28 protein-coding genes are annotated in these 24,875 nt (G+C 32.2%); 13 read left to right on the top strand and 15 right to left on the bottom strand.

The window, feature by feature from the left end; translation table 11 throughout:
* Positions 1 to 97: 97 nt before the first annotated feature.
* From C6368_RS17380 to C6368_RS05900, 3 genes are all read right to left on the bottom strand, one after another.
* Positions 98 to 262, bottom strand: a complete 165-nt coding sequence (locus tag C6368_RS17380) for a hypothetical protein (protein WP_199851596.1) — start codon at positions 260 to 262, stop codon at positions 98 to 100.
* Between the two features lie 131 nt (positions 263 to 393).
* Entirely contained in the window at positions 394 to 870 is a 477-nt protein-coding gene (locus tag C6368_RS05905; RefSeq protein WP_159038466.1) for a DMP19 family protein, read from the bottom strand.
* A 108-nt stretch (positions 871 to 978) separates the two neighbouring features.
* Positions 979 to 1,686, bottom strand: coding sequence for a coiled-coil domain-containing protein (locus C6368_RS05900; RefSeq protein ID WP_107038260.1), 708 nt, complete (start codon positions 1,684 to 1,686; stop codon positions 979 to 981).
* Between the two features lie 266 nt (positions 1,687 to 1,952).
* On the opposite strand from C6368_RS05900, the gene C6368_RS05895 reads away from it, so the two are divergent.
* Complete coding sequence (locus tag C6368_RS05895; protein ID WP_107038259.1) at positions 1,953 to 2,564, top strand: hypothetical protein; 612 nt, start codon at positions 1,953 to 1,955, stop codon at positions 2,562 to 2,564.
* A 10-nt stretch (positions 2,565 to 2,574) separates the two neighbouring features.
* On the opposite strand, the gene C6368_RS05890 is transcribed toward C6368_RS05895, so the two are convergent.
* The 3 genes from C6368_RS05890 to C6368_RS05880 form a co-directional block, all read right to left on the bottom strand.
* Entirely contained in the window at positions 2,575 to 3,336 is a 762-nt protein-coding gene (locus tag C6368_RS05890) for a DNA alkylation repair protein (RefSeq protein WP_107038258.1), read from the bottom strand.
* 69 nt (positions 3,337 to 3,405) lie between these two features.
* Positions 3,406 to 4,194: a TIGR02757 family protein gene (locus C6368_RS05885; RefSeq protein ID WP_107038257.1), complete on the bottom strand. Its 789-nt coding sequence runs from the start codon at positions 4,192 to 4,194 to the stop codon at positions 3,406 to 3,408.
* Positions 4,178 to 4,828, bottom strand: coding sequence for an ABC transporter ATP-binding protein (locus C6368_RS05880; RefSeq protein ID WP_107038256.1), 651 nt, complete (start codon positions 4,826 to 4,828; stop codon positions 4,178 to 4,180). The genes C6368_RS05885 and C6368_RS05880 overlap by 17 nt, the downstream gene beginning before the upstream one ends.
* A 64-nt stretch (positions 4,829 to 4,892) precedes the next feature.
* On the opposite strand from C6368_RS05880, the gene C6368_RS05875 reads away from it, so the two are divergent.
* The 4 genes from C6368_RS05875 (at position 4,893) to C6368_RS05860 (ending at position 7,688) form a co-directional block, all read left to right on the top strand.
* Positions 4,893 to 5,843 carry a site-2 protease family protein gene (locus C6368_RS05875; protein ID WP_107038255.1) on the top strand — a complete coding sequence of 317 codons (951 nt, stop codon included), beginning with the start codon at positions 4,893 to 4,895 and terminating at the stop codon, positions 5,841 to 5,843.
* Positions 5,824 to 6,360 carry a Smr/MutS family protein gene (locus C6368_RS05870; protein ID WP_107038254.1) on the top strand — a complete coding sequence of 179 codons (537 nt, stop codon included), beginning with the start codon at positions 5,824 to 5,826 and terminating at the stop codon, positions 6,358 to 6,360. Before C6368_RS05875 ends, C6368_RS05870 begins: the two co-directional genes overlap by 20 nt.
* Before the next feature lie 158 nt (positions 6,361 to 6,518).
* Entirely contained in the window at positions 6,519 to 7,058 is a 540-nt protein-coding gene (locus C6368_RS05865) for a glutathione peroxidase (protein ID WP_107038281.1), read from the top strand.
* A 174-nt stretch (positions 7,059 to 7,232) separates the two neighbouring features.
* Complete coding sequence (locus C6368_RS05860; protein WP_107038253.1) at positions 7,233 to 7,688, top strand: cold-shock protein; 456 nt, start codon at positions 7,233 to 7,235, stop codon at positions 7,686 to 7,688.
* 228 nt (positions 7,689 to 7,916) lie between these two features.
* On the opposite strand, the gene C6368_RS05855 is transcribed toward C6368_RS05860, so the two are convergent.
* The 8 genes from C6368_RS05855 to C6368_RS05820 all read right to left on the bottom strand — a co-directional run bounded on the left by C6368_RS05855 (position 7,917) and on the right by C6368_RS05820 (position 15,335).
* Positions 7,917 to 8,366 carry a KTSC domain-containing protein gene (locus C6368_RS05855; RefSeq protein WP_107038252.1) on the bottom strand — a complete coding sequence of 150 codons (450 nt, stop codon included), beginning with the start codon at positions 8,364 to 8,366 and terminating at the stop codon, positions 7,917 to 7,919.
* A gap of 107 nt (positions 8,367 to 8,473) precedes the next feature.
* A complete protein-coding gene (locus tag C6368_RS05850) occupies positions 8,474 to 8,845 on the bottom strand; it encodes an iron chaperone (protein ID WP_107038251.1) in 372 nt (123 codons plus the stop codon).
* A 98-nt stretch (positions 8,846 to 8,943) separates the two neighbouring features.
* Positions 8,944 to 9,327 (bottom strand): VOC family protein, encoded by a 384-nt coding sequence (locus C6368_RS05845; RefSeq protein ID WP_107038250.1) that lies wholly within the window; start codon positions 9,325 to 9,327, stop codon positions 8,944 to 8,946.
* Between the two features lie 94 nt (positions 9,328 to 9,421).
* The gene (locus tag C6368_RS05840; RefSeq protein WP_107038249.1) at positions 9,422 to 9,991 is read right to left on the bottom strand and encodes a Crp/Fnr family transcriptional regulator; all 570 of its coding nucleotides are present in this window, start codon (positions 9,989 to 9,991) and stop codon (positions 9,422 to 9,424) included.
* A gap of 13 nt (positions 9,992 to 10,004) precedes the next feature.
* Positions 10,005 to 10,994 carry an aldehyde dehydrogenase family protein gene (locus C6368_RS05835; protein WP_107038248.1) on the bottom strand — a complete coding sequence of 330 codons (990 nt, stop codon included), beginning with the start codon at positions 10,992 to 10,994 and terminating at the stop codon, positions 10,005 to 10,007.
* Between the two features lie 28 nt (positions 10,995 to 11,022).
* Entirely contained in the window at positions 11,023 to 12,528 is a 1,506-nt protein-coding gene (locus tag C6368_RS05830; RefSeq protein WP_107038247.1) for a glycosyltransferase family 39 protein, read from the bottom strand.
* Between the two features lie 353 nt (positions 12,529 to 12,881).
* Positions 12,882 to 14,021 carry a diaminopimelate decarboxylase gene (gene lysA / locus C6368_RS05825; protein ID WP_107038246.1) on the bottom strand — a complete coding sequence of 380 codons (1,140 nt, stop codon included), beginning with the start codon at positions 14,019 to 14,021 and terminating at the stop codon, positions 12,882 to 12,884.
* Between the two features lie 3 nt (positions 14,022 to 14,024).
* On the bottom strand, positions 14,025 to 15,335 hold the full coding sequence (locus tag C6368_RS05820; protein ID WP_107038245.1) for an aspartate kinase: 1,311 nt from the start codon (positions 15,333 to 15,335) through the stop codon (positions 14,025 to 14,027).
* Positions 15,336 to 15,588: 253 nt separating this feature from the next.
* Between C6368_RS05820 and C6368_RS05815 the strand changes: the two genes are divergently transcribed.
* The gene (locus tag C6368_RS05815; protein WP_107038244.1) at positions 15,589 to 16,446 is read left to right on the top strand and encodes an OmpA family protein; all 858 of its coding nucleotides are present in this window, start codon (positions 15,589 to 15,591) and stop codon (positions 16,444 to 16,446) included.
* Between the two features lie 101 nt (positions 16,447 to 16,547).
* Here C6368_RS05815 and C6368_RS05810 read toward each other — a convergent pair whose 3' ends face one another.
* Positions 16,548 to 17,159 (bottom strand): NUDIX hydrolase, encoded by a 612-nt coding sequence (locus C6368_RS05810; RefSeq protein ID WP_107038243.1) that lies wholly within the window; start codon positions 17,157 to 17,159, stop codon positions 16,548 to 16,550.
* A gap of 8 nt (positions 17,160 to 17,167) precedes the next feature.
* On the opposite strand from C6368_RS05810, the gene pyrE reads away from it, so the two are divergent.
* The 7 genes from pyrE to C6368_RS05775 all read left to right on the top strand — a co-directional run bounded on the left by pyrE (position 17,168) and on the right by C6368_RS05775 (position 24,871).
* Positions 17,168 to 17,809 carry an orotate phosphoribosyltransferase gene (gene pyrE, locus C6368_RS05805; protein WP_107038242.1) on the top strand — a complete coding sequence of 214 codons (642 nt, stop codon included), beginning with the start codon at positions 17,168 to 17,170 and terminating at the stop codon, positions 17,807 to 17,809.
* 9 nt (positions 17,810 to 17,818) lie between these two features.
* The gene (locus tag C6368_RS05800; RefSeq protein WP_107038241.1) at positions 17,819 to 18,220 is read left to right on the top strand and encodes an SRPBCC domain-containing protein; all 402 of its coding nucleotides are present in this window, start codon (positions 17,819 to 17,821) and stop codon (positions 18,218 to 18,220) included.
* 103 nt (positions 18,221 to 18,323) lie between these two features.
* The gene (locus C6368_RS05795; RefSeq protein ID WP_107038240.1) at positions 18,324 to 20,228 is read left to right on the top strand and encodes a polysaccharide biosynthesis protein; all 1,905 of its coding nucleotides are present in this window, start codon (positions 18,324 to 18,326) and stop codon (positions 20,226 to 20,228) included.
* On the top strand, positions 20,225 to 20,617 hold the full coding sequence (locus C6368_RS05790; RefSeq protein ID WP_107038239.1) for an acyl-CoA thioesterase: 393 nt from the start codon (positions 20,225 to 20,227) through the stop codon (positions 20,615 to 20,617). The genes C6368_RS05795 and C6368_RS05790 overlap by 4 nt, the downstream gene beginning before the upstream one ends.
* Before the next feature lie 5 nt (positions 20,618 to 20,622).
* Complete coding sequence (locus C6368_RS05785) at positions 20,623 to 21,708, top strand: toxin-antitoxin system YwqK family antitoxin (RefSeq protein WP_107038238.1); 1,086 nt, start codon at positions 20,623 to 20,625, stop codon at positions 21,706 to 21,708.
* Positions 21,709 to 21,738: 30 nt separating this feature from the next.
* A complete protein-coding gene (locus tag C6368_RS05780; RefSeq protein WP_107038237.1) occupies positions 21,739 to 22,506 on the top strand; it encodes an NYN domain-containing protein in 768 nt (255 codons plus the stop codon).
* A 97-nt stretch (positions 22,507 to 22,603) separates the two neighbouring features.
* Entirely contained in the window at positions 22,604 to 24,871 is a 2,268-nt protein-coding gene (locus C6368_RS05775) for an aconitate hydratase (RefSeq protein WP_107038236.1), read from the top strand.
* The last annotated feature ends 4 nt before the right edge of the window (positions 24,872 to 24,875 follow it).

Raw genomic sequence — 24,875 nt, 5'->3', positions numbered from 1 at the left:
TGTGTATTGTTAGTCTTATACTGGGTTGCCAAAAGTAATTACTGAGTCAATAAAATACTGATTAATCCCTGAAAGTAGGATTTGTATCCTACTTAATTTAATCCTTAATTTTCCAAGCCAACCAAACGATAAGCAGAATAACGATTAAAGCGGCTAATGAAATTCCTCCTATAAAAAATTTGATTGCCCCAACTATAAATGTCAAGACTGCAATGATAATTGCTACGATAACCAATAGTGATATAACTAATACTTTTCTCATAATTATGATTTTATTTAAATTTATCAAATACTAATTGCAAGCGTTAATTTATTCTCGCAACTTGGTTCATATTGAATTTCTCACCTAAATATGCACATAATATGGCAAAAAAATATTTCTCTTCACTTTTTTTATAACTTAATCATCTCTTTAAGGTAATTTCCCAGTAAATCTTCTAGATTCTCCAAATCTTGCAATTGATCATATCTTACATCACAAGTATAAAGTTTCATTCTTTGAGGTTCTGAAAGTTGAATTCCAAATACAAAGGATTTAAAATCGTTATCCAAAAGTCCTATCGGATTTACAACGGTCATAGAGTCTGAAACGATATTAGCTGATTCAATAGCTTTAATTTCATTTAGAACATGAATGATTTCTGGAGCGAAAACACCGTATGATGTTTCATAAAACTCTGAAAATCCTCCTCTTGTTACGGATTGATTCATTTTTACAATGATGAATACCATTTTTTCAGGAATAGTCAAATCTTGTACAACCTGGTACCATTCGGACCATTTTTCTGAATCGTATTGGGCGTCTTCTAGTTGTTCCTCTGCTGATCTAAATAATCGACTGATTAAAGCTCTGTTTGAAATATTCTCCATTAACCGTAAAGTTAAGAAATAATAGAAATTGAAAGGTAGAACATTCATTTTAGAATGAAAAAAGCATCCACCAATTCAAGTGAATGCTTTCCCTAGGCAATTATTCTTTTATTGACTATTAAGTTTACTATTTATTCGTTTCAATTTTTCTTGTCTTTCACCAAGTTTCGTATTGGCAATCTCCAAGGCTGCTTCCTTTTCTGAAACTTCTTTGCTAAGTTTTTCGATTTCCTCAGTCATTTCTTCAATATCCTCATTGTTCTTATTAATGTCTTTGTTGAGCCCCTTTACTTCTTTTGATAATTTTTTTACACGTTTTTTAGTTTCCTTAACTTCACTTTCATAGTAATCAGGTAAGTAAGAAGCTAAAAAGTCATTCAACATTTTAGTCATAATTGCATATTCTTCAGGTGTCTCATTCTTATCTATGTAAATATCATAACCAAATGAAGCAAAAACGGTCATTTCAGATCCAACCTCGTCTTCCACAATTTTAGTATAAAAATCCATGCGCTTAGTTGATAACTTTTGAATTATTACGTCTTCACGATAGAGCAAATCCTTATTACTAAGAAAGCCAATCCCTTTAATTTTAAAATCATAATTGTCCTTCAAATAAGATTTCCATGCCTTTTTTAGAGGTTTTGGTTCTGGATCAAGGTTGACATAAATACTTGGACGTTCGCCGCCTTTATGTTCGATTTTTCCATCTTTTGGAACAACTTTTTGGGCAATAGTTTCAGTTGTAAATGAAAGTGTTAAAAGAGCTGTTAAACATAATTGAAGAATCGTTTTTATGTAATTATTTGATTTCATATTGTTTTAGATTTATTAGAATGTTAGTATTGATATTTGTTTTTGATATCCTTTTAATATAGCGAATATTAGTATTTACATCAAGTGGATTCTTTTAAGGTTGAATTCATTTGTTAGTCAAATATTTAATTTACAGTTATTTATGTAATTGTGAATAAAGTATAAAAAATACAATAGAAGTAAATTCCATATGCTGATAGTATATATGAGCATAGGATTCTAATTAAAGGATTTTTATATATTGTTCAAAATTAAATTAACTTTTCATGAAGTTTATCAAATTCTTATTGTTCTCGCTAATTGTATTCGCTTTTAGTGCTTGCTTGATTCCTTATCTTGTTTCAAAGAAAGATCCAAAAATAGAGGATAGCAATGAGTACAATTCTTATTTGTCAAAAATGGGAGGTGACACCACTTATTCTTATCAACTTCCCCAAATTTATAAAGACAGCATTAACGTAAGTCCTTATGCGTTTTACAATTATAAAATAGAAAAAGCTTATCCTCAAAGTACGACCCAAATTATAGTTTTTGATTCTTCAGGAAAACTATACTATGGATATGACGCTTGTTTTGGTTTATATGAATTAGGAGAAATATTTGACTCTATTCCTTTTAATAAAAACATCGCTCATTTTGAATACAACATGAATAAAGAAATGAGTTTAGACAAACATTTGGATTTATTGGAATTAACTTCAGGTGAAAGGGAGTTAATTACAAAAGAAATAAAGCTACATGAATTCACTGTATTTGTTCACTATGTGAAATACAATGGACTATTGGTGAAAAAAATCATAAAGAAATATAATAGGCACATCAGTAAAAATGATGTTGATGCATTTACAATCTATGTGAATCGCGCAATTAAGGAGTAGCTTGATTTAATTATCCATTTTTTATTTCCCCATTTTTTATCAAGTTTCTTAGCGCATGTTTAATTATCCATTTACGCTCTTTACTCATATTTTCTTCTTTCCAACTTTCTATTAATTGGAGTCCAATTTCTTTATTGTCCTTTAAAATATCATTAATACAATTGGCTACAGATTTTTGAACATATTTGGATTGATCATCTTTTAAATTGTTTAAAATAGGAAGCAAAGGTGAAGGGTCTTCAATGAATAAATCTAATTTTGGTGCCCAAGGAAGTCTAGGTCTGCCTCCTTCACTGGCTAATCGACGAATATGCTTGTTAGAATTTGTTGACCATTCAAACATTTTATTCATTGTTTTTTGAGGATAAGCTTCTATAAATGATCGAATAGCGTATTCTCCAGTGTTTCTTTTCGTGATTTCTTCAATTAAGTGCATTGAAGTTTCAAAATGATTGAGTCCATATTTTTCAACGTATTTCGCAATCGGCATAATCCAATAGAAATTGGTGAACATTCCTGTTTCTTCTTCGTTTTCTGGTCCTAAAATTTGAGTTAAAATTCTGGCATTCGTATCGTAATCTGTAGTTAAATGATTGCCTAATTCGTCTGCTATTATTGCAATACGATCTTTTAATTCAAGATTTGATATCTTTTGATTTATTGCTTTTACAAAAGAAGACTTATTAAAAATAGGGTAGAGAGCAATAATTTTATCGGCCAACAATTCAGCTAATTCTTGGTCAAACCATAATTTTAGTTTTTTATAGGCCATTTCTAATGTTTATATTAAATATTTGAGAAGTTCTGTAAGTGCCCTTACAATAATTTTTGATTATCATTCTCACTCTTTTACCAATTCTCCACTAACACCCAATCCAAACAATGCAAAATCGTATTTACATGGATCATTTTCATCCATATTACGTAAATTCTCCATTAATCCTTCAAGCGCTTTCCAATCGTCCTGTTTTCTAGTGATTAATCCGAGTGCTCTGGCTACGTTTCCTGTGTGGACATCAAGCGGAACGTACAATTCGTTCATGTCAATTGAATTCCAAATACCGAAATCTACGCCTTTCTCATCTTTTCGCACCATCCACCTCAAAAACATGTTTATTCTTTTGGAGGCCGAACCTTTTTCAGGATTTGCAATGTGTTTTTCGCTTCGTTTTTCGTGCGGAATCTCCATAAAGGTTTTACGAAAGTTGATTATTCTTTGTTTAACACCTTTTTCGTCGGAATTTAAAGAAAACCAAGCTTCGAGAGAGTCGTTCTTAGCATAGCAGTTTTTTAATGCACGAAGAATAAAGTCTAAATCTTGTGTGTTAAATGTTCTGTGAACAAAAGCCTTTTCAGATAGCATTCCCGTTTCGTAATTTTTCACATATTCGAAAGGTGAATTTTCCATGAGATCAATCAACTTATTTCCATTGTCGATAATCATTTTTCTTTTCCCCCAAGCAATCAATGCAACTATAAAACCAATGATTTCAATGTCTTGTTTTTTACCAAAACGATGGGGCAGAAGTACAGGGTCGTCTTTAATGAAATCAATCGTATTAAATTGTTGAACCTTTACATTAAGTAAATTTTCTATTTCGTTGAAATTAAGACTAGATAAATCTTCCATCAGCCATTTCAAGTTTACGGTCAGAAATATCTGCGAGCTGTGTATTATGCGTCACAATTACGAAGGTTTGTCCAAAATTTTCACGCAAACTAAAGAACAATTGATGAAGTTCTTCCGAGTTTTTTGTATCCAAATTCCCAGAAGGTTCGTCCGCCAAAATAACTTTTGGACTATTCATTAATGCTCTTGCTACAGCAACTCTTTGTTGTTCACCTCCAGACAAGGCAGAAGGTTTATGATCGTCTCTATTCTTTAAATTTAGAAACGAAAACAATTCTTTCGCTCGTTTTTCAGCAACACTTTTTTGATCTCCACGAATTAATGCAGGCAGAATAGCATTCTCAATTGCTGAAAATTCTGGAAGTAACTGATGAAATTGGAAAACAAAACCAATAGATTGGTTTCTAAATTGAGCCAATTGTTTTTGAGTTAACTCAAAAGGAAGTTTATCACCAACTTGGTAAATTCCTTGGTCTGGAGACTCAAGCGTGCCTAAAATCTGAAGTAAAGTTGTCTTTCCTGCTCCAGAAGCACCAACTATTGATATTAATTCACCTTCCTTAACAGAAATATCTATACCTTTAAGTACTTCAACTTGGTCGTATGCCTTGGTAATATTTTTGGCTTGAATCATAGGAGACGAAAATAATATATAATTTGTGTATAAACTTGAATTAAACTAAATTTGTTGATTAGAGATGGAAAATTTTGAACCACATTACCCCCCAAAACCGATTTTAATTAAAAAGAAAAGCGGTGGTCATATATCATTGACCTTTCTTTCAATGGTAATTTTCGCGATAACTTTTTCATTAATTATCGATGATTACTTGCTCATTTCTATACTTTTAGGAGTGTTGTTGTTTCACGAGTTAGGTCATTTCTTAATGATGAAATTATTCAACTACGAGGAACTTAATATGTTATTTATTCCATTCATGGGGGCAATGGTATCGGGTCGAAAGAAAGAATATTCTCAAATTGAAAGTTCATTAATGGTTATTGCTGGGCCTTTACCTGGAATTATTATAGGAGCTTGTCTTTTGATCTATGGTTGGGGAGTTCCAACTTCTTTAGCGATTCAATTAGGAGTGATATTAATTATGCTCAACGTAATGAACTTAATTCCGATAGATCCTTTAGATGGCGGTCAGTTAATGCGAATTTTATTCTTTAATAATTATGAATTTACGCAATTAATTTTCACAATAATCTCATCTTTGGCTATTGCAGTTACTGGATTGTATTTTAATTCTTGGTTGTTAATCATTTTTGGATTATTGCTAGGGTTTAGAATTAAAAACAAGCACAAGTTATATTTGATTCGCAAAGATATGAAAGACGATGATATAGAGTTTGAATCTAATTATGAAGACATTTCCAACAAAACTTATTCTAAAATAAAGCGTATTATTATTGAACACACTCCAGTTTTAAATGATATTGAAGAATATAATGAAGAAGACCGATACAATCAAATAGTGGCTAAACAAGTGGAGGGAGTTTTATTTCCACCTACCAAAAAAGACGCAGGAGTGTTTTTTAAAATATTCATGATGGTACTTTGGGCTGGAGGTATCTTGTTATCAGCTTATGCTTTAATAATCACAGATTTCAATTCAATAATAAATGCGTTTCAAAATAGGTGAGAAAGTAGGTTTTCTCAAAGAAGTAGGAGGAGGAATCGTAAAATCTTATAAAAATGAGGATTACGTTATTGTTGAAGACGAAACGGGATTCGATAGAGAATTCCCAATCAATGAACTCAACGCCATCATTGGTGACCAAAGTAATGTTTTAAGTAGTAATTTTGATATTAATGATGTCATTGATGAAACTGTGAGCTATCATGATGATTTAGGAGATATTTCAAAACATAAAGATTTCTGGGAAATTGACTTACACACCCATGTTTTAATGGACAGTGAAAAAGGAATGAGTAATGGACAACTTTTGAGTTATCAAATATTAGAATTCAAACGCTTCTTTAGAAAAGCCAGAGAGAAAAATATTCGCAAAATAATTGTAATACATGGAATAGGTGAGGGAGTTCTTAAATCTGAAATTCGTCAATTTCTTAGCGGTAAAGAAGGGTTAGAGGTTTATGATGCTGATTTTCGAAAATATGGCAAAGGTGCAACTACCGTAGAATTGTTTTATCGTTAATAATTCGAAGCTAAATTTCTTTTAAAAAATGGTTTGTTAACACCCCTCTTTGGAGAGGAACCGAGGGAGAGGGCTTTAATAGATATTGAAATTAAAACAATTTCACTTTAAATATGTTATTATACCAATATTCAAACACATCAAAAGACAACTCAAAGATGAAAACATTAATCTTATCAATACTGTTAGCAGGCGCAAGCTTCATATTTGCACAGGAAAAAACAATTTATGATTTCAAAGTGGAGTCTATAGATGGAGAAATGATTGATTTATCTATTTATAAAGGCAAAAAAGTATTAATTGTTAATACAGCTTCCAAATGTGGATTCACACCTCAATATGAGCAATTACAAGAGTTATATGACACATATGGTGGAGATGACTTTGTGATTTTAGGATTTCCAAGTAATGATTTTATGAAACAAGAGCCAGGAACTGATAACGAGATTGCTGCATTTTGTCAAAAAAATTATGGAGTAACTTTTCCAATGATGTCTAAAACAAGTGTAAAAGGAAATGAAATTAATCCTTTGTACGCATTTCTAACCACTAAATCAATGAACGGAAAAATGGATAGTGAAGTTAAATGGAACTTTCAAAAATACTTAATCGGTAGTAATGGGAAGTTGGAGCAAATCTATTATTCTAAAACACTTCCAACAGATAAAGTTATCACTGATTGGATTGAAAGCAAATAAGATACATTCTTAATAAAAATAATACTCATTTTATTAGTGAAATAAATTTGCGTTTTTCACCAATTTTTCCTTAATTTTGAGGAGTTGGATTTGTTATACCAACCCTGATATCAATTATCTGTACAATTAATACGCTTTTCGTAACAAAAAGCACAAAACATTTTAAAAATATAAATGGGTAGATCGCAAGAATCGTTTAGTAAACGAGAGAAAGAAAAGAAAAAAGCTAAGAAGAAGAAAGATAAAATGGCCAAAAGAGAGTCTCGTAATGAAGACAACAACCAAGGCGGATCTTTGGACGATATGATTGCTTATGTTGATGCTTATGGAAATTTAACTAACACTCCACCGGAAGAGCAAGAGAAAGTAGTTGAAGAAATCGAAGCAGAAGACATTGTAATCGGTGTTCCTAAAAAAGAAGATTCAGGTGAACCAGATGTAAATGTTGGTACAGTTGCATTTTACGATAGTAGTAAAGGATTTGGATTTATTAATGATAATAATTCTGGAGAAAAATACTTCTTCCACGTAAATAACGTAACATATGACATTAACGAAAACGATAAAGTTACTTTTGATATCGTTCGCGGTAGAAAAGGAATGGATGCGGTAAACGTTGCATTAGCTTAAAATCTTAGGTCTCTTTTTCCTAATATAAATTTTGAAACTGTCTTTGCATAAAGATCTGAAAGGATTTGGTGCGAAGACAGTTTTTTATTTTTTGTGGCGTTTCAATGCATGGTAATGCTATAAAATATAAAAATGCCGATAACTTAAAGCTACCGGCATTCAAATATATCAATATAGCAAAAAAATAGTTTATTCGTCTCAAAACTCTAGACTCAAAACTCTTCTCGGCTACGCTGTTTCTAAATCTCTTTTCGATTTTCTATATAAACAAGTTGTGAAAATCTTTCTTTTACCAAATCTGAATTGTTTGTCTGCATTCACAAATTTGATGTATAACGGTTTTGAAACCCCGAAATATTCATAAGTACTACCGTTTGTAAATTCAACTTCTAAAACTTGGTTTTTCCAGTTAAAATCAACAATTCCACAAGTGTCAAGAATGTGTTCATATTCAACTAAATTGTTTTCTTTAGTTGCTGGAGCAATACTAATTAAGAACTCGTAACCTTGGGTAATCTCGCGACTTTTTTCCTCAGCTAACAGAGCTTTATCATCTTGTTCCTGAAATTTATCTGGATGCCATTCCTTAACTAAAGAACGGTAAGTTTTCTTCAATTCTGCTAAATCAATAGTTGATTCAACGTTAAAAAGTTTTTTGTATTGAGTAATACGTTTCATTATTTCAAATTAAAATGTGCACAAAAATACGCACTTATTATCGGGTGACATAAAAATTGGGGAAAAGTTTTGAAAAAAGTTGATTTTTAACATTTTCACCTCGATAATCAATCCCTTAAAACGTTCATTCTGTATGTGATCATTTTAATAATAAGTTCAATAGGTAATGGTCTGTCAATAGAAAATTGCACAGTTCCCTTACTTGTTTTGTAATCACTCAATTTATCTTTAAATTCAACTATGGTTGTTGGATGAGGATAAAAACCCACATGTTTATTATAACCAGCAAACATTATTTGCTGTTCTCGTTTTCCTCCTTTCACCAATGTATAAGACGGAATATTGTAATTGAATAATTCCTCCGCCTCAGGATTTACCTTTAAAATACATTGTTTAAGTTCTAGAAGCATCTTCTTCGTTTCTTTGGGTTGTGCATTAAAATACTCATCTACCGATTGGAAAGTATTTTTCTTGTCCATAAAAAAGTTTTAAGGTGAATTCTTTTGAAAATAAGACTTATATATATTTTAAATTGCTAAGTAACTGAATTTCTTAGCAATTTAAAACTGAAAAGTTATTAATCCATGGAATGTAAACCGATCATATTTCCTTCTGTATCAGTAAAAAGTGTAATAAAACCATGTTCTCCAATTGCCATTTTAGGTCTAATCACTTTTCCTCCAGCTTTTTCAATGCGATTTTCCTCTGTTGTACAATCTTTACTTGCAAAATAAATGATTGTTCCATTTTTACCAACGTCAAATCCTTCCATTTTTACAAGTGCTCCGTTACAACCATGTTTTTCCATGTCTCCGGGAAAAGATCTCATTTCCATAGGGTCATCTGTTGGACTTGGGATTGATTCCAATTTAACATCTAAAACTGTTTCGTAAAATTTAGTAGCTCTCTCCATGTCATTTACATAAATCTCGAACCAAACTATAGGGTTAACATATTCCATAAAATTTTATTTTTAAGATTGAATACTAAATTAATGTAATGAGACTAATTATAAATTGTCTTATGGCAATTAAAAACTGTTTCTTCAGTTTCGCCTATATTTCTTTGCGAATTCTACTTAAAGAGGAATTGGTTATCCCCAAATATGAAGCAATGTACTTTAAAGGGGTGTGTTTTATGACTGAAGGCTTTTCTACAAGCAAATTCTGATATCTCGTGGTGGCGTCCTCTGTAATCATGAAAATAGAACGCTGTTTCATTTCGAAAAGAATTCCGGACATCCAAGCGCGTCCCCATTCAACAAAGCCTTCCATAGAATGAAATAGTTTTTGAAAATCATCGAATTGAATTTCCCAACCTTCGCAATCTGTAATCGCCTCAATGTTTTCTTGAGATTTTATTCTTTGAAATAGCGATGAAACTTCAATTACAATATCATTATTGCTGAAAAAATTAGTTGTGATTTCTTCACCGTCATGACTGATAACATAAGAACGCATCAAGCCTTTCGTGAGAATAAAATAGCTGTTAGAATCAGATCCTGCTTCTAGGAAACTCTCACCTTTCTTTAATTTTATGCATTTATGAGCTTCTGCTATCGCTAGGATTTCAGGTTTCCTTAGTAAAGGATGAGCGTATGTTTTTTCAAATATTTGAGTTTCCATAAATTGTTAGAATTTATTGCTTGTTGTAATTTTCTAAAGATAATTCTAAAAATGAAGTGAATTTTTCAATTGTATTGTAATCGTAATCCGCTACTTCAATAATTTCATTGTCACTGTTTAAAACTACAAAATAGGGTTGAGTATCTGAATTAAATCGGGAATATTGGTAAAATGAATTTCTATCTCCAACGGTTTTAATAAATCTTGACTTATCACCATCTTTTACTTCCTTTTGCAATTCCTGTGGTAATTTTGTTTTTTCATCTACATATATTGGAACAAAAATGAAATTGTCCATAATCATGTCAGCTACATGAGGTCTGACCAATACTGTTTGCTCAATTTTTCTACCATTTACATTGTTATAACCAGTAAAATATAGAAGGATAGGTTTGTCTAATTCCTTACTTTCTTCAAGGATTTTTACTTCATTGAAAAGTTTATTATCATAGAATTTTTGATGTATTTCATGAGATTCGGCCGTCTTATTTTTTTCATCTTGCTCCTCATAAAATTCGTTCAACACTTCTTCATAAGTTAAGTTTGGATTACCTTTTTCTTTAATATATTGTTTAATGGACTCTAATGTTTGAGTATCAATTTCTATTCGCTTCAATAAAACAACATCCTTCTCCCAATTATTATAATCTGCAGGTCTTTTCGAAAAATCAAGAATAATTATTGAATTTTCTTTGTATTCTGAATATTCTGGTCTTTGTTTGATGTTCAACATTTTCGCATAAATATCCCCGTAAGTAATATTGTTCTCAGTCGAGGATTTTTGAACCATTATAGTTGCAATCAATTCTCCAGATAAAAGAAGTTGTACATCTACCGAGTCAAAATCATCGCCAACAAAGGAGAATAAATTGGTCAGCACCTGGTCAATACCTTCTTGAGTGGTTATGTCGAGATCGAATTCTTGGTTCTCAAGTTCCTCATCTATTTGTGTGAAAGAGAAAAAACTAACTATCAAAAAGAGTGTAGATATTAAATGTTTCATTGTCTATTTTATTAATTGCTTTAATATTTTATTCTTGCCTTTTAAACTCTGAAATCGTAAAAATCTCATAGATATTATGTTGACTTGTTTTCTCGAATTTTTCATCCAGAGTAGGGTTTATATTGTTATTTGGATTCAAAAAATCTGCTGAGGCATCTAAATAGATAACGTTTTCCCAATTTGAAATATCAACTTCATCAATATGGTAAATGCCATGGATGTTATTCTTTTTTAAGGATGCGTTAATGTCAGAATAGATCTCATTTGTGTTTACTTTCTTGAATATGTCTTTATTATAATAGTAGGAGAAATCTAATACGAAGGACTTTGGTGCAATAATCACCTGTGTATCTGTATTCATTAAAGACATCACCTTGTTTACGGCTTCTTCAGTATTTCTTTTATTGGATTTATTTGGATCAACCGTAACGATTAATAATAGACACATAATCGCAGGAATAATGTATTGAAATTTCGGTTTTTTAATTAAATAATCCATCGCAATAGCCACAACAAAACAAAATGCAATAGCTGCAGGCATTAAATAGCGGTCTAAAAACATTGGAATTATATATGAAATTCCAAACATAAAAAAGAACACAAATACGAACCAAAATATCATTAATCGGAAGGGTAGAGGTGTGTTTTCATTTCTTTTCGTAATTAAAAATTTCACCAAAGCCACAATCAAAACTGTAATGGACAAAGCTGCAATAATTGGCGCATTGGTAAATTTCCAAATCATGTTATACAAATCAACAATTCCATCAGGTTCTTTCATCCAAGTACCTTCTCCAGAAGAAGTTAAAAAGCGATTGATAAATACAATGAGATTTGGAAGGTAAAGAATGACGATAAGTGAAATGACCGATAAAAACTGTTTCCAATATTGAGTGATTAGTGGTTTATTCGAGCAAAAGAAAAGAAATTGAACAAACAATATGAAAAACCCAAAATAATGGAAATAAATTATCAATGCGTTGATCAATACTAAGGGAATAATTTTTTTAATTAAACTCTTTTTATTTTGACGGTTAACTGAGGCTTTCTTTCTTGAAATTCTTTGAATCACTTCTAAAAATAAATACATCGACATAACCGAAAGCATTCCTAAAAGAGCATAAACTCGGGCTTCATGTGCGAATATGATGTGGTAATTCGAAAAGATAAAAAACAGAGAAGTGTAAAGAGCTATTCGTGGATTTAAGTGTTTTAGACCTAATTTATAAATAAAAAGAACAGTTATAGAGCTAAATATCAAGGATGGAAAACGCACAGAAAATTCTGAAATGCCAAATATTTTTATCCAATAATGCAAGAATATTTCATAAAAGGGAGGATTATTTCCTTCATTTAGGATTTGATAAATCGAGCTCACATCCATTTGTGCATGATAAACACTGAAAGGTTCATCGCCACCCAATGAGTTTTCTCCAAGAAACCATACTTTCAGTATAAAATTAATCAAGACTAAAAATAGTGCAGTAAATATATAGTTTTTATCTCTTGGTAAAGTTGAATGTATAGAATTCAAAATATGTCTTTTTTAAATATTTTAGAGCTTGAAAATAAGAAATATAACGGTAATAGTTAAGCCTCTTATTTCAATTTGTTAAAATAATTTCAGCCAAGAATCGTATAAATTAACTTTGCCTGAAGTTAAATTTTATCTAAAGAAAAGAAGAGATTCCTCAGCTGGTAAAATCTAAGATTTTCTCAACTTTCGGAATGACAGTTCGTAGGGAAGTCTTTGGGGTTAAGTTTGCTCAAGCGAAGTTTGAGCAAACTTAACCCCTCCCAGACCAACAAAAAGCCGTCTTTCCGATGAAGTGAAACGACGAGGAATCCCTTTTTAACTAAAAACGACTTATCTTGGTAACCCAATAATCAATCAAGAAAGACCACCGGATTCTGTTCTCTCAAATTGTATTTTGAAGACATCACTTCGCCATAAGCTCCTGTACTGTGGATTTTAACATAATCTCCACGTTTAGTTTCTTTCAACTCCATTTTCTTACCGAAACAATCTGAAGATTCACAAATTGGTCCTACAACATCATAAAATTCTTTGTTGTCAGAAGCTGTAGTGATATTTTCAATATAATGATATGCTTGATAAATTGCTGGACGAAGTAATTCAGTCATTCCTGCATCTAGAATAGCGAAATTAGTTTTAATTCCTTTTTTAATGTACAACACTTTAGAAATCAAACTTCCACAATTCCCAACCAATGACCTACCTAATTCAAAGTGTATTTCTTGATGAGAAAATGGCTCTAAAAATTGATTAAATACGCCAAAGAATAATTCAAAATCTGGAATTGGATTCTTTTCAGGTTCGTTATAGTCGATGCCTAATCCACCTCCTAAATTAAGATGTTGGATACGTATATTTCTTTCACTAAACCATTTATTTAACTCATTCACACGAATACAAAGATTTTTGAAAGGAGTCATTGATGTAATTTGAGAACCAATATGGAAATGTAAACCTGTTAGTTCAATATTAGCCCATGAAGGCAGCAACTCAATTAAGTTTTCTAATTCCCAACTATTGATTCCGAACTTATTTTCCTCTAATCCAGTAGTGATATATTTATGTGTATATGCATCCACATTCGGATTTAATCTTAGCGCAATTCGAGCAGTTTTGTTTTGCTCCTTAGCTAATTGATTAATGACCTCAATTTCTTCAATCGATTCACAGTTAAAGGCGAAAATCTCATTTTCTAATCCTATCAATATTTCTTCATCTGTTTTTCCAACACCAGCAAAAGCAATTTTTGAGGTTGGAAATCCAATTTCAAGGGCCTTTTTTACTTCGTTTCCACTTACACAGTCTGCTCCGAATCCTATTTCTTGAATACTATTTAGAATTCTGTTGTGGGTGTTTGCTTTTAAAGCATAATGAATGTGGTACTCATATTTTTTTGCGTGCTTCTTTGCTTCTTCTAATGTTTCATTGAGTAATTTCAAGTCATAACAATAGAAGGGAGTTGTATGCTGAATAAGGTCTTTTGTCTCCATGATTTATTGATTAAACAGTCCTTGATTTAGTGCTATCATCGCTTCCTTCTTGTATTGTGTTTCAATGACAACAGAAACATTGTGTTGACTTCCACCATATGAAACCATGCGAATTGGAATGTTTTTTAAACAATCGAAAATTTTATTACCTGATCCTCGTTTGTCATGTGAAAAATTACCTACTACACAAACTATTGAAAGATCCTTATGAATTGAAACTTCACCTAAATAACGTAATTCATCATAAATAGCATCTAGATTGGTGTGGTCATCAATTGTTAAAGAAACTGCAACTTCCGAAGTAGTAATTACATCTATCGGTGTTTTGTATCTCTCAAAAATGTCAAATATTTTCCTTAAAAATCCATAAGCCAGTAGCATTCTACCAGATTTGATCTTTATTGCAGTTATCCCATCTTTACCTGCCACGGCAGTAAATTCTCTTTCTCCAACTTCTTTTTCAATGATAGTTCCAACTTTGTCAGGGTCTAAAGTGTTTTTCAAAGAAATAGGAATACCACTTAGTTGTGCTGGATAAACACTAGCTGGGTGTAAAATTTTTGCTCCAAAATAGGCTAATTCCGCCGCTTCATCATAAGATAAACGCTCTATTGAATATGTCTTATCAACAACTCTTGGGTCATTGTTATGCATTCCATCAATATCTGTCCAGATTTCGATTTCACTTGCTTTTACTGCTTCTCCAATTAAGGCTGCCGTATAATCGCTTCCTCCACGTTTTAAATTATCAATTTCGCCAAAGAAATTCCTGCAAATATATCCTTGGGTAATGTATAATTTACTTTCACAAGTGGATAATTCACGAACTAAATTATGCTGAATGTAAAAACTATCAGGTTCTAAGTCTTTATCAATGCGCATAAAATCCAGAGCAGATAATAAACATGATCCTACATTGATTTCTTCTAAGTATAGTTTGAACAATGCTGTAGAAAGCAATTCTCCTTGTGCTAAAATTGTCTTTTCTTCATGTATGGTAAATAAGTCTTCTGTAAACGAATCTATATGGTTGAAATGACTATTGATTAAATTATGAGCCTTATCGGAGTATTCTTCCGAGCTTAATAATTCATTAATGAATTTTTCATAGTGTTTTTTTAGTTCTACTATTGTTTCCTTAGCGGTGTTGCGCTCATTCTTATAAAGAAGTTGAACAATTTCAGTTAAACTATTCGTTGTCCCACTAATTGCAGAAAGTACCACGATGGCGTTTTCATTTGCAACTAATTCTGCAACCTTTTTCATTCTTAAAGCTGTACCTAATGAAGTACCCCCAAATTTTATTACTTTCATATTGATAAACTATTTTGCAAAAGTACCTATTTTAAATAGACTTTAAGATTGCATATAGTAATTTTTTAAAATTTGCTTATCCATTAATTAGGGACTATTAAATTGATGTATTCAAAGTTTGTCGTATTGAAAAGAATCTATTGAAAATTATGGAATTGGGAATGTGTAATATTATTTTCTAATGCATTAATTCATATTATATATACAGTTGTACTTGTAGAATGGAACATTTTTTGAATCTTTGTCGGTATTCATGGAAAAAGCTATACTATTTATATTACTGTGTATTTCATTTTGTTCAAATGCTCAAGATTTTTCTGGCAATTGGTCTGGAATTATAATTACTAATGGTCAAGATATTAAGGATGCTGATGTTATTTACCTTGAAATTTCAAGTAATGTTAATAAAGTATCTGGCCTATCGAGAATTGAATTGCTTGACGAAGTAGAATTTGCTGTGAAAGCATATGAAGGAACAATTAAGAGGAACACAATCTCAATTTCGGAAAAAACTTTAAAAAGATCGTCAAACACAAGAAAATCACCTGTTTGCAAATTAACCTATGAATTAGAATTTGATGATTCTACAGCTTATTTAAAAGGACGCTTTAAAAGTACGGATTGCAGAAATAACCAAGGTGAAATTGTGTTATTTCGCTCAGACCATAATGTATCAACCGAAAAAGATCCCCAATCTACCCACCTTTGGAAACATAGATTTGTAAAAGCATACAATAAAGGTTATCCGGCCCCAGAACTAATGAAAATAGAGCAACAAAATTTTAAATTTCAACCCATATATTTCGATCATGATATGTCGGAAATTAAACCTGAGTTTTATTCTTATTTAAATAAAATGGCTCGTGTATTAGATGGTATTCATGATTTACGTGTTGAAATCACTGGTCATACAGACGCTGTTGGAACGGATCTATATAATATTGGACTATCAGAAAGGCGTGCAAAAGCCATTCGGGAATATTTTAAAAACCAAGGAATTGAACCTGAGAAATTGGAAATTGACTTCAAAGGAAAAAGGCAACCCATTGATACCAATAAAACCAAAGAAGGAAAGCAAAGAAATAGGAGAGTGGACTTTAAATTTATCTGATTTTTAATTTATAGATGTCATTATTTGCGCCTGGTAGGTTCGATTTGCAAATCATCCTTCCAAATTGAGGAAAATCTAATAAATACTCCTTTTGCTCATATTCATTTACCAAAGTATTCCTCCATCACATCTAAAATAGAAGTGAAAGTATTATTTTTGATAAGGTTCAAATTATCTGTCTCAAACCATTTTACTTCAGTGATTCCTTCGTCGATTTGAGGAGTTACATTTAATTCGTCAGTTACTAAGGAGAACCAATGTGTTTTCTTTATTACATGTTTGCCATAAGCAAAATAAGTATGGTAAGTAGGGGATAGTTCTCCTAGGATCTTCAAATTCCCTAATCCGCATTCTTCTTCAATTTCGCGAATTGCACCCTGTTCCGGATTCTCATTTTTCTCAAGTTTTCCTTTTGGAATATCCCAAAAACCATTTCTATGGATGAATAAAGCTTGATTGGTAGTTGTATTCAAAACTATTCCTCCAGCGGCTTCTATCCATTTGAAATTGGAAAAAAACTCCAATAATTGAGCTTTTGGATCAGGGCTAAACACAACAACTTTTTCCTTGAGGTTGATTTTATTTACTTCTTCTATAAATAATTTATAATCAGCCACTGAAATAGCAGGAAAATATTGAGATGAAATATTACTTTTAAAGATTCCATCTTTTTGGAAGTAAATCGAGATATTATCGACAAAAACTTTATACATTTGTAATTATGATTAATGATATTGATAACGCTGCGAAGATAGCAGAATATTTATTGCAAATTAAAGCAATTAAACTTCAACCCAAAGATCCATTTACTTGGTCTTCTGGATGGAAATCACCAATTTATTGTGATAATCGTAAAACACTTTCTTACCCAAAAATCCGAACGTTCATACGTCAAGGTTTCTCGAAGGCTGTTTTAGAAGAGTTTGGTAAACCAGATATAATTGCTGGAGTTGCAACTGGTGGAATAGCAATGGGAGCTTTGGTTGCTCAGGAATTAGGTGTTCCTTTTGTATATGTTCGTTCTTCGGCAAAAGGTCATGGTTTAGAAAACATGATTGAAGGGGAATATTCTAGTGGCTCAAACGTTGTTGTGATAGAAGATCTAATTTCAACAGGAGGAAGTAGTTTAAAAGCCGTAGAAGCATTGAGGGCAGCAGGTTTAAATGTAAAGGGAGTTTTAGCTATTTTTAATTATGGTTTCGAAACTGCTACGAAAGCATTTGAAGAAGCAAATTGCCAATTGAATGTACTTTCTAATTATGAAGTGATGATAAAAATTGCTTTGAAACAAGGAACAGTAACCGAAAAAGACATGGCTTCCCTACGAGAGTGGAGAATCTCTCCTTCTACTTGGGGGAAATAAAAGAAAATTATGAAGATAGATAGCAATAAAGCAATTGTAAACGCACCAATTGAAGAGGTGTACATGTTTTTAACTAATAGCGAGAATCTGGGCCAACTTTTGCCTAAAGATGAAGTTAAAGATTTTAAAGGAACCGAAAAAGATTGTTCATTTAAAGTACAAGGAGGAATTACTATTTCTTTAATTCAAAGTGAACTTTCTGAAAATAAAGAAATTCATATGGTTTCAGGAGAAAAATCTCCTTTTCCATTCAAATTAACTGTTCATTTAAATGATTTGGAAGGTAAAACAGAAGGACATATTGCTTTTGATGGTGAGGTAAATGCTTTCTTAAAAATGATGGTAAAAAAACCTTTGACAAATTTGTTTAACCACATGTCAAGCGAGTTAAAAGAGGTTTTTGAGTCATAAATTTATAATTTAAGTCTCTAATTTTATATAAGGTCGAATTTATTGAAAAACTAAATTATTACTCTTTCAGGTTAGTTTAGTGATTGTTACTTTAAGTTACTAAATGAGTAAAATTCAACATACAACTAGTTTTTTAGACATTGATAATACTCCAAGGTGGGTTGTCATTATTCTGGATATCTTTATTGCATTGCTCGCTCTTGGGTTGGCCTATTTAATTAGATTTGATTTTTATACTGACTCGAAGAATTTAGCAAAGGAATGGGATTATATTAAATATTCTCTTCCTTTTATTTTATTACTTAAGCCGGTTGTATTTTATTTTTTTAAAATCCATAAAGGATTGGTTAGACATACTTCCTTGGAAGATGTAAAACGTATATTCTTTGCCTTATTATCTTATAGTTTAATCATTTCGTTTGCTGGCGCAATTCGATATTTTTTTATTGATGGTCAGTATATATTACCAATATCAATTATCGTTGTTGAATTTTTGGCTTCATTACTTTTAATGATTGGTTTAAGGTTTACAGTAAAGATCATTTATTTCGAAATAAATAAGCCAAAAGACGAGATTAAAAGTAACATTATAATTTACGGTTCTGGAGTTTCTGGACTAATCACAAAAAGAACAATTGAAAAGGATCCATCAATCCACTCAAAGGTTGTGGGATTTCTAGATGATAATAAAAAACTAGAAGGGAACCGTTTAGAAGGAACATCAATTTTTCATTCAAGTAAGTTAGGTTTAGTTATTGATAAGCAGTCTGTTACAGAATTGGTTGTTGCCATTCAAAACCCAATAAAAAAGAACATTACGGATATTGTAGAATTGTGTTTAGAGAAAAATGTAACTATAAAAAGAGTGCCGAAATTCTCAAATTGGATAGATGGCGAATTTAGCTTAAACCAAATTCGTAAGATTAATATTGATGATTTATTAGGTCGCGACCCTATTAATTTAGAAATAAAGGTTGTTAAAGAACAAATAAGGGATAAGGTTATTCTCATCACAGGTGCGGCAGGATCTATAGGAAGTGGGATTGCAAAACAAGTGATTAATTATAAACCGAAAAAGTTAGTCTTATTGGATCAATGGGAGTCAGGATTGTATGATTTTCATAATGAACTAATAGCTCAAGAAATTTCTGAAAATATTGAAGTTGTTATTGGCAGTGTGCGCGATTACAGTAGAATGAAGAACCTGTTTAATACCCTTAATCCATCAATCGTTTTTCATGCTGCGGCATACAAACATGTGCCTTTAATGGAGGATAATCCTTCAGAATCAATAATGACTAATGTATTAGGTACGAAAATTATAGTTGATTTAGCAGACGAATTTAAGGTTGAAAAAGTTGTAATTATTTCAACCGATAAGGCTGTTAATCCTACCAATGTAATGGGGGCTTCCAAAAGGATTGCTGAAATTTATGCACAGTCAAAAAATGAAATATCTAAAACACAATATGTAACGACTAGATTTGGTAACGTATTAGGCTCAAATGGTTCTGTGATTCCATTATTTAAGAAACAAATTGAACAAGGTGGTCCGTTAACTGTTACTGATGCTGAAGTAACAAGATTTTTCATGACTATTCCAGAAGCATGTCAGCTTGTTTTAGAAGCGGGAGCAATGGGGCAAGGAGGTGAAATATTCGTTTTTGACATGGGGAAACCCATCAAAATTATTGATTTGGCGAAGAAAATGATTCGACTTTCTGGATTGGAACTTAATAAAGATATTGAAATTAAAATTTCTGGATTAAGACCAGGAGAAAAATTGTATGAAGAACTTCTGGCCAATGAAGAAAATACTTTACCAACTCATCATCCTCAAATATTAATTGCTAGAAATTGTCAGACGAAAGCAGGAATAAATGAAAAAATAGAAGAATTAATTGTGTTATTTAATGGTCAAAATAATGAAGCTATAGTAGCAAAAATGAAACAAATAGTTCCAGAATTTATAAGTAACAATTCAAAATTTTCAAAACTAGATAAATGATAAAACCAACCAAAATACAAGTGAGATTTGCTGATTGTGATATGATGGGACATGTAAATAATGCTGTTTACCTTAGTTATTTTGAGCAAGCAAGAATGAATTCTTTTAACCAATTAGTTGGGGAAGAATGGAATTATCAAAAACAAGGAACTTTATTGGTTAAGAATGAAGTTGTTTATTTAAAACCTATATTTCTTCATGATAGTCCTGAAATTTCCATACATTTAGTGGAAATTGGGGCAAAAAGCTTCACTTTTGGTTATGAAGTTAAGGTGAATGGCGAATTGAGAACAACTGGATCTTCAAAATTAGTTTGCTTTGATTTTAAAAGCCAATCAAGTGTAAAAGTATTTCCTGAATTTATTGAAGCATTTAAAAAATTCGATTAAAAATTATGATTAAAGTCGCATTCACTTCCTTATTGATTTTTACTTCCGCTATCTTATTTGCACAGTTTGATGGGGTTAAAAGAGGGCCATGTTTTACCAAATCTGTTGATAGGCTAGGTGATGAATATGCTGTTTGGGAATGTGATAACAGAGATGCAATTGTTGATTGTAACGAAAAATTGGAATCTGAACCTGGTTCAAACTACGTTTTCAATAGAGAAAATGGTGAACCTTACACCGGCTCATGCGAAACATGTTACCCAAATGGATTGAGACAGATGCTGATTAATTTTAGAAATGGTAAAGCAGAAGGGGTAGATTCTACTTTTTATCAATCGGGTTGTCCTCAGGTGGTTAGAAATCATATTGATGGTCAGGAGAATGGAAGTTGGACATATTTTCATGATACCAGTGGATTAGTTGCATGGAATATCAATTACATGTATGGTCAAAAAGAAGGAAAATCAATTTATTTTAAACAGAGAAAAGTAGGCGATGAAAAATATACATTCCAATTAAACGGAGTTGAAAGATTCGTGGAATATGCTGTATATGAAAACGATACCACTAAAATTGAATATTATAAAAAAGGTTTATTAGATGGTGTGAGAAAGGAATTTGGACCGAATTCGAAGATTAAAATAGAAGCGCATTATAAAGCCGGTGTTTTTGACGGTTCATTTATCGAATACAACTCTGAAGGAAGCATTCTACAAGAGAGACTCTATGAAATGGGTAATAAAGTAGGAGAGTGGAAGTATTATTACAATGACGGAAATTTGCTGAGAACAGAAAGTTGGGAAGACAATGTGAAGGAAGGAGCCTTTAAAACTTTTTATATTCAAGGACACATTCAAAGTTTAGAAACCTATAAAAAAGGTATGAAACACGGAAAATTTATGGAACGCTTTCCTGATGATAAATTAAAGAGAGAGGCGTACTATAAAAAAGATGAACTTATCGAGAATCATGTTTATGATGAATATGGTAACGAAATTGAAACATTTGGAGCGGATAAAGCCAAGAATAAAACCGAGGATGATGCTGTTCCAACAACAAAATCAAAGAAAAAATGGCAATTCTGGAAATAAGATTAACCATTTTAAATCAAATTACAATTAATGAATAAAGACTCAAATTTAGCAGTTCTCATCGATGGAGATAATGTTCCAAGCCGATACATCAGAGAAATGATGGAAGAAATAGCGAAATACGGAACACCTTCTATTAAAAGAATTTATGGAGATTGGACTAAACCGCATTTATCAAAATGGAAGAATATTCTTTTAGAGAATGCAATTCAGCCAATTCAACAATACGGATATACTCAGGGTAAAAACGCAACCGATTCTGCAATGATAATAGATGCCATGGATATACTGTATGGCGGAAAAACAGATGGATTTTGTATTGTGTCTTCAGATTCTGATTTCACAAGATTAGCAACAAGGTTAAGAGAATCAAGTCAATATGTAATAGGAATAGGTGAAAAGAAAACACCAGAACCCTTTATCGTTGCTTGTGATAAGTTTATCTATTTAGAAATTCTAAAGGCAGATGAAGTTGAAGATAAGGATGACAAGAAAGGTAAAGGCAAGGTAAAGGCAAAAACAAAAAAAACTGTACAAAATTTAACGCCAGAAGTGACACGCTTAATTCGCCAAACAATTTATGATTGCGCGGATGATGATGGATGGGCATTTTTGGGAGATGTAGGTTCATTAATCAACAAAAAACAACCGAATTTTGATCCTCGTAACTTTGGTTTTTATAAGCTAACTCCACTAATGGATTCCATAGGAACAGTGAAGATTGAAGAGCGTCAAGCACCTAATAGTCGTTCGAAACATATTTATGTAAAGAATATCTCAAGTAGTGCTAAAACATAATTTATAAAAAGTGCACTACACAGCTTGCTAGTAAAGCCTTTAATTGTTATATTCGCAATGCTTAGAAAAATTAATATTTAACACAAAATAATTAAACATGGCTTTTGACATTGATATGATAAAAGCTGTTTACGATCGTTACCCTGAACGCATCGCTGCAGCAAGAAAAATAGTAAACAAACCTTTGACATTGTCGGAGAAAATACTTTACACTCACCTTTGGGATGGTAAAGCAGACACAGAATTTGTACGTGGTGGATCGTATGTTGATTTTGCTCCTGATAGAGTTGCAATGCAAGACGCAACAGCTCAAATGGCTTTGTTGCAATTCATGCAAGCTGGAAAAACAAAAGTAGCAGTTCCTTCAACAGCTCATGCTGATCACCTTATTCAAGCAAGATTAGGTGCAGACAAAGATTTACAAGAAAGTTTAAATAAAAACAATGAGGTTTTTAACTTCCTAAGTTCTGTTTGTAATAAATATGGAATTGGATTTTGGAAACCAGGAGCTGGTATTATTCACCAAGTAGTATTAGAAAACTATGCATTCCCTGGTGGAATGATGATTGGTACAGATTCACACACTGTAAATGCAGGTGGTTTAGGAATGGTAGCAATCGGTGTTGGTGGAGCAGATGCTGTTGACGTTATGGCAGGAATGGCATGGGAATTGAAATTTCCTAAATTAATTGGAGTTAAATTAACAGGTGAACTAAGTGGTTGGACAGCTTCTAAGGATGTTATTCTAAAGGTGGCTGGAATTCTAACTGTGAAAGGTGGAACAGGATGTATCGTTGAATACTTCGGTGAAGGTGCAAAATCTCTTTCAGCAACAGGAAAAGGAACAATTTGTAACATGGGAGCTGAAATTGGAGCAACAACTTCAACTTTTGGTTACGATGATTCTATGCGTCGTTACTTAAATGCAACAGACAGATCAGATGTTGTTGAATTAGCAGATAAAGTTGCCGACCATTTAACAGGTGATCCAGAAGTTTATGCTGAACCAGAAAAATATTTCGACCAAGTAATTGAAATTAACTTGAGTGAATTGATGCCACATGTAAATGGACCATTTACTCCAGATTTAGCAACTCCTATCGATAAGTTAGGTGAAGTTGCTAAAGCAAATGATTGGCCATTAGATATTGAATGGGGATTGATAGGATCATGTACAAACTCTTCTTATGAAGATTTAACTCGTGCTGCTTCAATTGCAAAGCAAGCCGTAGATAAAAAATTAAAAACTGTTTCTGACTTTGGAATTAATCCAGGATCTGAACAAGTTAGATTTACTGCAGAACGTGACGGATTATTGGGTGTATTCGAAGATTTGGATGCAACGATTTTCACGAACGCTTGTGGACCTTGTATTGGACAATGGGATAGAGCAGGAGCTGATAAAGAAGAAAAAAATACTATTATTCATTCATTTAATAGAAATTTCTCTAAGCGTGCGGATGGAAACCCAAATACACACGCTTTCGTAACATCTCCAGAATTAGTTGCTGCAATGGCAATTGCTGGTCGTTTAGACTTCAATCCTTTAACAGATACATTAACAAACGCAGATGGTGAAGAAATTAAATTAGATCCACCAACTGGAACTGAATTACCAGAAAAAGGATTTGATGTAGAAGATAACGGTTACCAAGAACCTGCTGAAGATGGAAGTGGAATAAACGTAGTTGTAAAAGATGATTCTGATCGTTTACAAATATTGACTCCTTTCGAGCCTTGGAATGGTGAAAACATCACAGGGATGAAATTGTTAATTAAGGCGTTTGGTAAATGTACAACTGACCATATTTCTATGGCTGGACCATGGTTACGTTACCGAGGGCACTTGGATAACATTTCAAACAACTGTTTAATTGGAGCTGTTAACGCATTTGGTAAAGCAACAAATGAAGTGGTTAATCAATTGACAGGAGAAAAAGGAGAAGTTCCTGCAACTGCTCGTGCATATAAAGCAGCTGGAATTCCATCAATCGTTGTGGGTGACCATAACTACGGTGAAGGTTCATCTCGTGAACATGCAGCAATGGAGCCACGTCATTTAGGTGTAATGGCGGTTATTGTTAAATCTTTTGCACGTATCCACGAAACTAACTTGAAAAAACAAGGAATGTTAGGATTCACTTTTGCAACTGAAAGTGATTACGATAAAGTAAAAGAGGATGATACATTTAACTTCTTGGATTTAGATCAATTTGCACCAGACAAGCAAATCACACTTGAGTTAGCGCACAAAGATGGTTCAAAAGATGAAATCAAATTGAATCATACTTATAATGCACCTCAAATTGAATGGTTTAAAGCAGGTTCAGCATTGAACTTGATCAGAAGAAAGGCCAACGCTTAAAATT

This window comes from Brumimicrobium mesophilum (assembly GCF_003025005.1).
Lineage (GTDB): Bacteria > Bacteroidota > Bacteroidia > Flavobacteriales_D > Crocinitomicaceae > Brumimicrobium > Brumimicrobium mesophilum.
The sequence above is the reverse complement of the archived record's forward strand: the minus strand, read 5'-3'. Positions and strand labels throughout refer to the sequence as shown.